The organism is Longimonas sp., from assembly GCF_040409695.1.
Taxonomy (GTDB): domain Bacteria; phylum Bacteroidota; class Rhodothermia; order Rhodothermales; family Salinibacteraceae; genus Longimonas.
On sequence record NZ_JARWGJ010000078.1, the window covers coordinates 1 to 11,729 of the forward strand.

Genomic DNA, 11,729 nt, shown 5'->3' on the forward strand with positions numbered 1-11,729 from the left:
TTCGAATTTTTGAGATGACGCCAATACGGTTCAGCGGGAGACGCACCACGCGGCTCTGCTCGGCGAGCGCCTGCAAGATTGCCTGCCGGATCCACCAGACCGCATATGAGATGAACTTGAAGCCACGGGTTTCATCGAAGCGCTGCGCGGCCTTGATGAGTCCGTAGTTGCCTTCGTTAATCAGGTCGGAGAGCGAGAGGCCCTGGCCCTGATACTTCTTGGCAACGGACACGACAAACCGGAGGTTGGCGCGGGTGAGCTCGTGCAGGGCTTCTTCGTCGCCCTCTTTGATGCGTCGGGCCAGGTTGACTTCCTCTTCGGGCTCAAGCAAGTCAATCTTGCCAATTTCCTGAAGATACTGGTCCAACATGCGTTGCTCGCGCGGAACGTACATATAGCTCCTGTGGGTTTGTGGGTGCGGGGATTACGATGAGGGCGCGACGCTGCTCAAGGCGGGCGCCGAATGCAAGGTCGAGTGTGGGGAAGGTCTAAGGTGAAGCCTCAAAAAGACGTAACCCGGCTCGGACATACGAGCGATTATGCGGGCTACGACAGGGTGTAAACAGATGTCGTTTACGAGAACGATCGTTACGTAGGCTGCGTGCTCGTGCTAAAAAGACGTTCGCAGGCAAATCGGTAATTGAACGATCGGGGGGCAGCATGCTTTTCCGACTACGTGGAGCGAGGACATTCGAGCGGACGCGAACGGAAGCATGTAGAGTAGACGTCGTGCGACCCGTCTGAGAGGCCAAGGGAATTACCACTGCGTCGGGTTGGTTACTGTCAGAAGGAGACGGGCTACACGGTGCCATTTCACCACGTACCACGTAACGGCTTGTTCCAAAGTATGCAGGTTCTGCCCACATGAGGGGGGAATGGGTGATGGACGTGGTCAGCGATGAACGCATGGCGTGTCGTGGAGCCCTGCTGAAGCCCGGGCAAGCCCTATAATTGGTCGGAATGAACTTCCGCATCGGCAGACGGGCGTGCGTTCAGGATGGCGTCGGCCACCGTGCGCTCCGCGCTCATACGCGGTACTTTGGTCTGTCCACTAATGTAATCGTTACTGGCTTTAAGCCAAGCATAGAAGGTACCTTCCGGCACGTCCTGTATAACAGGAGCCCCCACGCCGCGCGACTGGCGGCGAATGTGGTAGTGGCGATTAATCTCATTCAGATGCCTGTCAATCGCATCGCGGAAGGCATCAAGATCGCCGGGGTGTGTGGCAAACTCGATGATCCATTCATGGTGCGGAGCCTCCCCAGAGCGCATTGGGGCAGGGGCTACGTGATAGTGATCGAATTCAGCGCCGGTAGCTGTGCAGGCTTCTCGGAGGGCTGAGCGAACTTCGTCAGCATAGATGGCTTCACCAAACTTATCGATCATCTCACTGGTGCGTCCGGCCACCTCAATCTTGTACGGGTCGAGCGAGGTGAACCGTACGACGTCGCCGACATCGTACGACCAGAGGCCGCTGTACGACGTAGCATGCAGTGCGTACCGCACGCCCGTTTCAACTGTGTCGATGGTGTGCCGGGTTGGGTTGGCAGCGCCATGCTCATCAACGGGCACAAACTCGTAGAACACGCCATTGTTGAGGTGAAGGAGCAACGACGGGTCGTCCGGATCATCTTGAAACGCAAAGAAGCCCTCTGAAGCCCCATACGTTTCGATGAAGTCCATCGGTCCACCGATAATCTCTTGCAGCTGTTCGCGATAGGAGCGGAGCGCCACGCCGCCCGAAATGAATACCTGCAGGTTGGGCCACACCTCATGAACGGTGGTTGCCTGGGCATTGTAGCGCCGGTTGTACGCGTCGATAACATCCTGGAAGAATACGACTGCCCATGAAGGCACCATCACCACGAGACGGATGTCCTGGTCAAGCGTACGCTCCGCAATGGTTTTGAGCTTGGTCTCCCAGTTCTCGATGAAGGAGACTTCGTTCGGGACGGCTTGATAAAGCGCTTTGAAGAAGCCCGGTGCATGCTTTGCCAGAATACCACTCACCTCTCCCGCGTATGTGCCGGGGTGGTCGGGGTCTTCCGCCACGCGCCCCGGAAGGGTGAGGTGACGGCCCAGAAGAAAGCGCCACTTGCCTGTTTCCACGAGATAGTTGAGTCCGACGCCAACGCTGAAGGCCCGGTTGGCATCAATGGTTTCGGTGGATACGGGGAGCACTTTTCCATCTGAAACCGTACCGCTCGACACGGCAAAGTGCGTTGCTGTGCCTGGCCATAGCACATCAGAGGCGCCCCTTCGGATGCGGCGTGCGTCTTCTGCAATATCGTCGTAGGTATGCAGCGGAACGCGCTCCTGATAAGCAGCAACTACATCGTCTTGCCGTGCAATGTCGGCAAAGTCGTACCGGTGCCCCCATTCGGTGGGGGCCGCGTGGTTTAGCATGGTACGCAGCATGTGGCGTTGGGTCTGCATCGGCGCATCGCGAAACATCTTTACGCGGCTCAGGGGGCCAACACGGTGCAGCAGAGCACGAAGAGGAGCAATCATAAAGGGGGGGCCAGTGGGAAGAAGCCTCACTTAGTTGAGAAAGCGACTCGGCAGGAAGCATCTGCTCGAAGCGGTGCAAGGTCAAAGCTGTATGACACGCCCAGGCGCAGACACAACAATTTTCTGCCAAACCCTGCATGCAGGGCGCGTTTTTGTTCGCTCGTTGGTATTCTTTCATGTTCGAAAGGTTCGCTGCACCGCCAATATTTCAACTGCTACGCGCTCGTTTTTATGTCTGAAGCCGTTTCGTCGTCTACCCATGTGCTGCATTGCCGGTCGCACACGTTAGACTGCCGCCGTACGACGCGCATACTGGGGGTACTGAACGTAACCCCCGACTCGTTCTCTGACGGCGGGCAGTATATGGATACCGATGAGGCCGTCGCGCACGCGCTTTCCATGCGCGATGCAGGCGCTGATGTGATCGACATCGGTGGCGAGTCGACACGGCCCTCGGGGCGGGAGTACGGCGAAGGGGCGGCCAAGGTAGCGGAGCAGCAAGAAATCGACCGGGTGGTGCCGGTCGTCAAGGCGCTGCATGCGCGTGATCCGTCGCTGCTTCTTTCGATAGATACGTACAAGCCGCGTGTTGCAGAGGCGGCGCTGGAAGCCGGTGCGCACATCGTGAACGACATCACCGGCCTGCGCATCCATCCAGAGATGGCTGACGTTGCGGCGGCGTACAACGCACCGCTCATCGTGATGCATTCGTTGGGACGCCCCGGAGCGATGCCACACGGGCACAGCTACGAGAACCTGATGCAAGCGCTCCGCGAAGCACTCGAAGGCGCTATTGACCAGGCGGTTTCTGCCGGAGTTCGCGACATAGTCATCGACCCCGGGTTCGGGTTTGCGAAGTCGCATGCCGACAACCTGCGCATGCTCGGCAGGCTGGAGCAGCTTGCTGCGCTGGGGCGCCCGATTCTGGTGGGCGTGTCGCGCAAAAGTAGCATCGGGGCAGCGCTGGGCACAGCCGAGGCGCCCGTTCCAATCGAAGAACGGCTGCACGGCTCCATTGCTGCAACGGTCGTCGCAATGGAGCACGGAGCCCGACTGGTGCGTACGCACGATGTGGCCGAAACCGCACAGGCTCTGCGTGTAGTTGACGCTATTCATGCGCCCTGACCATTGCCGCCCTGAACCGTAGGCGTATCTGGTACACAACCGTCTCACGTTCTTCCCCGTCGCTCTCTGTCGACCTGTCCCCCTGCTGCTGGTGACGCTTCTCGAAATCTTACGTATCGGTCCCGGCGACATCTTTGAGATTGCGCTGGTGGCTTTTCTGCTGTATCAGCTCTACCGGCTGATGCGGGGCACCATCGCTGTTCAGATTTCACTCGGACTCGGAGCGCTCTTTGCCATTCAGTTGGTGGTATGGGTGTTGAACATGAAGGTGCTGAACATGGTGTTCAGCTACTTCAATCAGGTGTTTGTGCTTGCGGTCATTATCATCTTTCAGCCTGAGATTCGACGTCTGCTCCTGCTGTTGGGGCGTAACCCGCTTATCCGGCAGTTTGTAGCAAGCGACAGCCAGGAGGCCGTCATCAAAGCCACCGTATCGGCTGTCGATCATATGAGCGATACGCAGACGGGGGCACTAATCGCGTTTCAGCGAACAACGGGACTACGCAGCTACATCGAAACAGGCGAGGTTATTCAGGCTGAGGTAAAGCGTGACCTGCTGCTGTCTATCTTCAACAAAGATGTGCCGCTGCATGACGGAGCCGTCATCATTGCTGATCGCCGCATCGAGGCCGCACGGTGCATCCTGCCGGTGTCTACAAGCATGAAGCTGAGTCCGCAACTCGGACTGCGCCACCGTGCAGGCGTAGGGCTTACCGAACAGACCGATGCGTTTGTCGTGATTGTCTCGGAGGAGACGGGCAACATCTCAATTTCGCGAGACGGCGCACTCATCTCAAACATTACTCCGGACGAACTGACGACCTACCTCCAAAATGCGCTTAGCCCGGCCTCGAAGGGCAGCACGCGCACGGCAAAACAAGCTTCGTAATCTTCTTTTGAGGCCCATCGCAACTGATATCGTTATGGCATCTACGTACGACGACCGGCTGAACCGATCACGTCGCAGGGCACTCGTTGCGCATCTGTGCGAGCGCGGTATCGACAATGAGCGGGTGCTTCGTGCGATAGAGCAGGTCCCCCGGCATGCGTTCGTGGAGCCGGCGTTCAAAGAGCGGGCGTATGAAGACGAGGCCTTGCCTATAGGGCAGAGCCAGACGATCTCGCAGCCGTTTACGGTGGCGTATCAGACCAGCTTGCTCAACCCGCAGCCGGGCGAACGCATCTTGGAGGTGGGAACAGGCAGCGGTTACCAGGCGGCGGTGCTCTGCGAGATGGGAGCACAGGTGTTCTCAATTGAGCGCCATAAGGCGCTGCTTCAGCGTGCGAAACGCAAATTGCGAGCACTTGACTACAACGTGCGTACCCGCCACGGCGACGGTACCGAAGGATGGCGCGGCATGAGTCCCTTTCATGGGATTATCGTGACAGCAGGAGCTGAAGAGGTGCCCGAGCCGCTGCTGGATCAGCTTCACGAAGAGGGCGGGCGCCTCGTGATCCCCGTCGGTGCAGCAGGTTCGCACACCATGAAGCGGATCGTACGCACCGGCCCTGACACGTACGAGCGCGAATCGCTCGATGCCTTTCGGTTCGTACCGCTGGTCAACGAGGATGAGTAGCGCCATGCGAGCGCTGCGCATGCCCTGAAAGCTCAGGAGAGCCCAAGCTAAGAAATCAAAATAGGCTCTCAAGAAACAGTGAGGTCTGTCAGGCGCTGGTATTCACGCTTGAGTCCAGCGTGCAGCGGGTTGAGGCGATCATCGCTGCGCTCATCCGAAAGCCGCAGCACCGACGCAAGGAACCATCGTTGCTGTTCGGGACCGGCGCTGAGTGCGGTACGTCCGGGAGCATCCTCAAAAATGTTGATGCCTGCTTCCAGGCTCTGGTTCATCGTCCATGCGTTGTGGTGCTTATCCGCGAGGCTGATGGCGAGCGCTTCGTTGGGGGCATCGCTCAGATGATCGATGTACGCCTCTTTGCGAACCCGCCAGGGCAGCTTCTCGCCGCTCTCGTCGAGTTTGGGCTCGGTAACGTTGCGCACCAGGTTAGTCACAGCGGGACCGATCAGGTCGTTCAGGGTGGAGAATGTCATGCGGTCGCCATGAGCGTTTGGATCCTCAACAATATCGTGCAGATAGGCAGCAGCTACGACGTTCGCAGGCCAGCCCGCCCGGGCCACAGCCATGGCTACCGCAGAAAGATGCGATATTACGGGCACGCGAACCGCGGTGTCGGGGCGGCTGAAGGGCTCGTCGCGCCACCGGCCTTTGCGGTAGCACTCGTTGTGCCACTCTGAAGCCAGTTCGATGGCGTGCTCAATAACCGGACTGAAAAGGGGAGAGGCGGGTGTGTTCACGCGGGTGGGTTCGTGCTATTCAGGGGGCTGACAAACTTACAGAGAAACAAGTTGATGCGAGGCATCGGATACGTCGATGCGTGCACGGAGCGTATCCAGAAGCTCCATGCTATACTTATTGAAGAAGTAGGCCGGGTTGAGGGTCCGTTCTTGCAGGCTGCGTGCAGGCATCAGGTTCACACATGCTTTTTCGATCTGATCTTGCACTTCCTCATGCTGCCGCTTTTCGGCGCGCACGATGCGCTGCTTCAGGTCGTTGAGTTCGTTTGCAAGCGCGGCACGGGTGGCCTCGACCGAGCGTCCCAGCGTACGATCGACCGACTCGGCGACTGGTTTTATGTCATTCAGGGCCTGGTGGATGCGGCTCGAAGTATGCCCAAACGCAGCGTCGATGTCGGCATCCATTGTGTCAACAATCACCGACTGGAAGAGCTGGTCCGCGTTCTGTTGCTCCAGATCTGCAAACGACAGCCCGTACTTGTCGAGCACCTTCTCGACCTTGCCCTCAACAAGCGTCATGCTGGCGCGGGGCACGATAACAGGCATGGTGGTACCGGCCCACTCGTAGACTGCGCGATACTGCGCAAAGTACGATATTTCACCCGGGCCTGCGACGTAGGCGGCGGTCGGAAGCATCTGGTCTTGCACCAGTGGCCGCGTAACGACGTTGGGACTGAACCGCTCGGGCTGCTCCTCGATGCGCGTCTGAAGGTCAGCGCGGCTCCACGTGCGTCCGTCGTGGCGGAGCGTGAAGGTGCCGTCGTCGTTAGCATCAATGGCATAGCGGCCGTCTTCCTCCATCCAGAAGAAGTTGGTCGGGCGCGCCTGGACCTGCATATGATAGCCATCTTCAACGAGCGCGTTACCGGCCCGGTGTACGGCGTCGACGGCTTCGGAACTGTGGTCGATGTCGTGCTCGATGAGCGGACGCACGAGCTGTTTGAGGCGGTGGTCGTCGGGGTTGAGCAGTACGAGCCCGGTACCGGCAAACCACGAGGCAATGAGCTGTGCAAAGGCATCTTCGAGGGTGTGCTGAGGTGCGTAGGCTGATGCGATCGCACCGTACACCTCCGGCTTAAAGTCTGATGGCGGCAGCGCATCGTTGAGCTGCTGCAGGGGTGGTTCGATAGCTTCGCCGAGTGAATACGGCCCGACCGGACCCGTAGGGGGGGTAGCGGGGGCATAGTCGAGAGGGATGATCTCGTTGTGCGCAAGCACGTGTGTGCGGGCGATCTCCTCAAAGTCGTGGTCCTCCCCCTCAATCCAGAACACGGGTACAACGGTACGCCCGGTCTGCTCTGCCAGGTGATCGGCCCACACAAGCGCAGTCAGCGTTTTGTAGAGCGTATACAGCGGTCCGCCAAAGAGCCCGACCTGCTGCCCGGTAACGACAGCAATCGTGTCGGGGTCGCGCAACGCGTTGATGTTGGCTTCGTTGGCCGCGTCGTGGGCGCCCCAGGATTGGTTCTGTTCGATGAGGACGTCGGCGAGGACGTTGCGGTCGCGCGGCCGGTCGGCGGCAACGGCAGCCGCACTCTGTAGGTCGGTGGCGCTGTGGCGGTCGTAGGCGAAGTACGATGCAGCGGTGCCGCGGCCGGTAGCATAGTCCGCGGCGAGGGTCGGCAGGCTGTGCAGGGCCGTCCAGGGTAAACAGTCGGCGGTAGCGTCGGACGATTCGGGCATGCGATAGGGGGTAAGGACTGTCGAAGAAAGAGGGTGGTCGGGGGCAGGCGGATGCGTGGCGGGGTTGGGAATGAGAGGGCAAGCATGCCGCCAACGCAGCGCATCCACAAAAAAAGAAGCTTCGCAGAGCGTTCCGCGAAGCTTCTTAGAAGGGGCGTATCGTGCAAGGAAAGCCGTTAGTTCTGGCTTTGCTCGCTTTTAAGCTGTTCAATCTTATCGCGCAGCTCGGCGGCCCGTTCGTAATCCTCTTCTTCGATGGCCTTGTCGAGCTGTTTCTGCATGCGTTCGAGCGGGGTTGCGCTGCTCAGATCTTCTTCCTCGCTGCTCTGTTCAGAAGCGATAGCCGACATGCTGCCCGACTCATCGTCAGCAACAATGCCAGCTTCATCGAGCACGCTGGGTGCTACGAAGATGGGGGCATCTACGCGGACTGCAAGAGCAACGGCATCGCTTGGGCGCGCATCGAGCTGGTCTTCGCTGCCATTGTGATCGTAGCGAATTTTGGCAAAGAAGGTGCCCTCACGTAGTTCGTCGATCACGATCTGGGTCACGTCGACCTGCATTGAGTCGAAGGCGTCGCGCAGGAGGTCGTGGGTCATGGGGCGTGGGGGTTGTATCTGCTCCAGTTCAAGCGCAATGGCTTGTGCTTCGAACGCCCCGATAATGATGGGCAAGCGCCGGTTGCCATCTTCCTCTCCGAGCACAAGGGCATAGGCGCCGCCGCTGGAGGGGCTGGTGGACAAACCAATAATTCGTACCCGAATAAAATCCATTATATAGCGTGGAGTGTCAGTGCAAAAAGGAAGAAACTACAGAGGCTGGGCGAGACAGGGAGCTGTTGTAGTTACAGCACCGCATCCAACGCATCCAGAAATGCCTTGTTCTCACCCGGTGTGCCTGCACATACGCGCAGGTAGCCCTGGAGCGATGGATATCCGCCCATGTTACGGATGAGAATCCCTTGCTCCATGAGCGCATCTTGCAATGCATCGGAGCTGGTTGTATGGGGGGTGAAGAGGACGAAGTTGGCCCGCGAAGGGACGACGGTGAGGTCGTCACGCTCTTGCAGGGCCTGGGTGAGCGATGCGCAGCTTTCCTGCATCTGCTCTACGCGCTGCGTGAGCAGGTTGGGGTGGTTGAGCACGGCACGCCCAACGGCTTCAGAGAAGCGATCAACCATAAACGGAAGGCGTGCCTTCATCAGTTCGGTAACCATGTCTTCGTGCGCCATCAGGTAGCCCAGGCGCAGTCCGGCCAGCCCAAAAGCTTTTGAGAGCGTCCGTAGAATGATGAGGTTGGGATACGCATCGAGCAGCTCGGTGGCCGGCGGGTAGTCATTGAATTCGACATACGCCTCGTCGATCACGACCACGCCCGGAGTGGCTTTGAGCACGCGTTCCAGATCGGCTGGGGGCACGGCGAGTCCGGTTGGGTTATTGGGGGTCGTGATGACTGTCATCGCCGCGTTGTGTTGGGTTACGGCTTCGACGAGGGCATCGATATCGAAGTGCAGGTCGGCACGGGGTTCAATGGTGGTAAGGTCGGCGTGGTAGAGGCGCGCCACCTTCTCATAGAGCGAGAACATAGGGGCAGGCAGCACGACTGGCGTACCGGGTTCGATGAAGGCGAGCCCGAACAGGTACGTGAGTTCGTTCGACCCGTTGCCTACGAGCACCTGCTCCGGCGCAACATGGTTGTGCTTGGCAAGCGCTTCCGCGAGGGCAGCCGGCTGCTCGGCCGGGTAGCGGTTGAATGCGGTATCATGCAGCGTATCGACGAGCTCGGCTTTGAGCTCGGCTGGAAGGTCGTACGGACTCTCGTTCTGGTTAAGCTTGACGTCTGCCTGAGGCGGCGCTCCAACCAGGTACGGGTGTTCGTTGCGCACGCCCGAGCGAATCCGGTTCAGCACAGTTTCGACAGAGGGAGCAGAGGCAGTATCCATGGTAGGCGGGGGAGTTAGGCAGCGGCGTTAATGTGGTCGAGGCGCTCGCGGATCGCGTCGGCATGGGCCTGGAGCGATTCGGCTTCAGCAAACTTCACAATGTCGGGCCCAGTCTGAGACAGGCGGCGCGCCGAATACTGAATGATGGACTGCGTACGTACAAAGTCGGAGACGCGCAGGGCGGAAGCGTAGCGAGCGGTGCCTCCGGTCGGCAGTACGTGGTTGGGGCCCGCAAAATAGTCGCCAACAGGCTCCGATGAGTACGGCCCCAGAAAGATAGCACCAGCATGCTTGATGTCAGAGAGCACGGTCCAGGGCTCGTCAACGATAATCTCAAGGTGCTCAACGGCCAGTTCGTTCATCATGTCGACCGCCTGCTGCATCGTATCGGTTACGATGCAGGCGCTGTAGTCGGTGAGCGCCGCCTCGATGATCTCGGCACGCGGCAGGTCGGGCACGCGATTTTCAATTTCGTGCTGCACCGCCTCGGCAAGCGGGCGATGCGGCGTTACGAGCAGTGCTGAGGCGCGCGGATCGTGTTCGGCCTGCGAGAGCAGGTCGGCGGCTACGAATCCGGGGTCGGCGCTTGCATCGGCGAGTACGCCGATCTCGCTGGGCCCGGCCACCGAATCGATATCGATGCGCCCAAATACCTGTTTCTTCGCTGCGGCTACGTACGCGTTGCCAGGGCCAACGATCTTGTCGACCGCCTGCACCGTATCGGTGCCGAACGCCAGCGCCCCAACCGCCTGCGCACCGCCAAGGGCATACACCTGGTCAAGGCCCAGCAGGGCAGCGGCAGCCATAATGTGGGGATGCGGCAGGCCATCGTTCTGAGGGGGCGATACCATCGCAATGTGCGGCACGCCAGCAACCTGAGCAGGGATGGCGTTCATGAGCACGCTTGAAGGGTATGCGGCTGTACCCCCCGGCACGTAGAGCCCCACGCGCTCCAGCGGCTGTACGCGCTGTCCGAGCACAACCCCGTCGCCATCGTCTTCAAACCAGGAGTTGGGGCCTTGGCGGGCATGAAAGCGGCGGATGTTCTCGACGGCGTCCTGCATCACCCGCCGCAGGTCATCGTCGAGTGCATCGAGCGCTTCGTGCAGGGCCGATTCGGAGACGCGCAGCGCGTCGAGCTCTACGTTGTCGAACCGGGCTGTAAAGCGATAGAGCGCGTCATCACCCTCTATACGCACCGCATGCAAGATGTCGCGAACGGAGGCGTCGACGTCGTCGCTGAAAGAAGCACTTCGGCTGAGCACGGCCTGCAGGCGGTCGGCCCGGTCGGCGTAGTCGATCAGGGGAATCATGTTGGGAACGAGAGGGTGAAGCGGAGCAGGGCGCGTATGGTGCGAGGTACTCTATTCTCGATACGAAGCGAAGGTTCGTCTGCGGGTATTGGGCGACGGCATTCTCACGTCTTTTCTACGATAGCGCGTACCAGCATGCGCAAGTCGCCACGTACTTGCTTACCGACCTGCAGCACATCTTCGTGTTCGAGGACCTCATGGCCGAGCCCGGCAGCAAAGTTTGTAATAGTGGAGATGCCCAAGACGTTCATGCCAAGCGCATGGGCCTGTAGCACCTCGGGTACGGTGCTCATACCTACAGCATCGGCGCCGAGGCGGCTTAGCATACGTACTTCTGCGCGTGTCTCGTACGAGGGGCCGCGCGTCCAGGCATACGCGCCACGCACGGTGCCCACGCCGGCCTCGATGCCCACACGCTGGGCAGCGTCGGTCCACGCGAGGTCGTAGTAGTGGGTGTGCATCATGGGCTGTGCCGACGCATCGGACTGGGGGCGGGCCGCGGCGTGGCGAGGATCGGGCATCTGTGCCTGGCCGGGGTCGGCAAACGCCATGTTGATATGATCCGTGATGAACATAAGCTGCCCTGGACCAAATGTGCGGTTGATGCCGCCAGCTGAGTTCGTTACGAGAAGGCGCTGCGCGCCAAGGGCGTGGCAGAGCCGCAGCGGAAATGTGAGTCGGGGCGTAGGGTATCCTTCGTAGGCGTGCACGCGGCCCTGCACGAAGACCACGCGCGTGCCCTCAAGCGTGCCAAACACGAGCTGTCCGTCATGTCCGGCTACTGTTGACTGGGGGTAGTTCGGGATGTTTGCAGCGGGTACGACAGCGTCTGTGTCGGCTT

Annotated in this window: 11 protein-coding genes; 3 read left to right on the forward strand and 8 right to left on the reverse strand. The window is 59.8% G+C overall.

Features of this window, described 5'->3' with window-relative positions:
• Together PPP56_RS04800 and PPP56_RS04805 are read right to left on the reverse strand one after the other, a co-directional pair.
• Window positions 1–394, reverse strand: a 394-nt coding sequence (locus PPP56_RS04800; protein ID WP_353562894.1) for a sigma-70 family RNA polymerase sigma factor, incomplete at its 3' end; no start/stop codon positions are given.
• A gap of 551 nt (window positions 395–945) precedes the next feature.
• On the reverse strand, window positions 946–2,511 hold the full coding sequence (locus PPP56_RS04805) for a GH3 auxin-responsive promoter family protein (protein ID WP_353562895.1): 1,566 nt from the start codon (window positions 2,509–2,511) through the stop codon (window positions 946–948).
• Between the two features lie 231 nt (window positions 2,512–2,742).
• Between PPP56_RS04805 and folP the strand changes: the two genes are divergently transcribed.
• The 3 genes from folP to PPP56_RS04820 all read left to right on the forward strand — a co-directional run bounded on the left by folP (window position 2,743) and on the right by PPP56_RS04820 (window position 5,213).
• The gene (gene folP / locus PPP56_RS04810; RefSeq protein WP_353562896.1) at window positions 2,743–3,636 is read left to right on the forward strand and encodes a dihydropteroate synthase; all 894 of its coding nucleotides are present in this window, start codon (window positions 2,743–2,745) and stop codon (window positions 3,634–3,636) included.
• 91 nt (window positions 3,637–3,727) lie between these two features.
• Window positions 3,728–4,525 carry a diadenylate cyclase CdaA gene (gene cdaA, locus PPP56_RS04815; protein WP_353562897.1) on the forward strand — a complete coding sequence of 266 codons (798 nt, stop codon included), beginning with the start codon at window positions 3,728–3,730 and terminating at the stop codon, window positions 4,523–4,525.
• A gap of 34 nt (window positions 4,526–4,559) precedes the next feature.
• The gene (locus PPP56_RS04820) at window positions 4,560–5,213 is read left to right on the forward strand and encodes a protein-L-isoaspartate(D-aspartate) O-methyltransferase (protein WP_353562898.1); all 654 of its coding nucleotides are present in this window, start codon (window positions 4,560–4,562) and stop codon (window positions 5,211–5,213) included.
• Window positions 5,214–5,281: 68 nt separating this feature from the next.
• Here PPP56_RS04820 and PPP56_RS04825 read toward each other — a convergent pair whose 3' ends face one another.
• The 6 genes from PPP56_RS04825 to PPP56_RS04850 form a co-directional block, all read right to left on the reverse strand.
• Window positions 5,282–5,950 (reverse strand): HD domain-containing protein, encoded by a 669-nt coding sequence (locus PPP56_RS04825; protein WP_353562899.1) that lies wholly within the window; start codon window positions 5,948–5,950, stop codon window positions 5,282–5,284.
• Window positions 5,951–5,986: 36 nt separating this feature from the next.
• Window positions 5,987–7,633 (reverse strand): bacillithiol biosynthesis cysteine-adding enzyme BshC, encoded by a 1,647-nt coding sequence (gene bshC, locus PPP56_RS04830; protein ID WP_353562900.1) that lies wholly within the window; start codon window positions 7,631–7,633, stop codon window positions 5,987–5,989.
• Between the two features lie 176 nt (window positions 7,634–7,809).
• A complete protein-coding gene (locus PPP56_RS04835; RefSeq protein ID WP_353562901.1) occupies window positions 7,810–8,406 on the reverse strand; it encodes a bifunctional nuclease domain-containing protein in 597 nt (198 codons plus the stop codon).
• Window positions 8,407–8,477: 71 nt separating this feature from the next.
• The gene (hisC, locus tag PPP56_RS04840) at window positions 8,478–9,575 is read right to left on the reverse strand and encodes a histidinol-phosphate transaminase (protein ID WP_353562902.1); all 1,098 of its coding nucleotides are present in this window, start codon (window positions 9,573–9,575) and stop codon (window positions 8,478–8,480) included.
• Between the two features lie 14 nt (window positions 9,576–9,589).
• The gene (gene hisD / locus PPP56_RS04845; protein ID WP_353562903.1) at window positions 9,590–10,888 is read right to left on the reverse strand and encodes a histidinol dehydrogenase; all 1,299 of its coding nucleotides are present in this window, start codon (window positions 10,886–10,888) and stop codon (window positions 9,590–9,592) included.
• Between the two features lie 104 nt (window positions 10,889–10,992).
• On the reverse strand, window positions 10,993–11,729 hold a 737-nt coding region (locus PPP56_RS04850; protein ID WP_353562904.1), incomplete at its 5' end, for a purine-nucleoside phosphorylase.

What these genes read in the sequence shown, in the direction of transcription:
- PPP56_RS04805 (WP_353562895.1), bottom strand. Translation starts at nt 2,511, where the DNA reads ATGATTGCTCCTCTTCGTGCTCTGCTGCACCGTGTTGGCCCCCTGAGC.
- folP (WP_353562896.1), top strand. Translation starts at nt 2,743, where the DNA reads ATGTCTGAAGCCGTTTCGTCGTCTACCCATGTGCTGCATTGCCGGTCG.
- PPP56_RS04820 (WP_353562898.1), top strand. Translation starts at nt 4,560, where the DNA reads ATGGCATCTACGTACGACGACCGGCTGAACCGATCACGTCGCAGGGCA.
- bshC (WP_353562900.1), bottom strand. Translation starts at nt 7,633, where the DNA reads ATGCCCGAATCGTCCGACGCTACCGCCGACTGTTTACCCTGGACGGCC.
- PPP56_RS04835 (WP_353562901.1), bottom strand. Translation starts at nt 8,406, where the DNA reads ATGGATTTTATTCGGGTACGAATTATTGGTTTGTCCACCAGCCCCTCC.
- hisC (WP_353562902.1), bottom strand. Translation starts at nt 9,575, where the DNA reads ATGGATACTGCCTCTGCTCCCTCTGTCGAAACTGTGCTGAACCGGATT.
- hisD (WP_353562903.1), bottom strand. Translation starts at nt 10,888, where the DNA reads ATGATTCCCCTGATCGACTACGCCGACCGGGCCGACCGCCTGCAGGCC.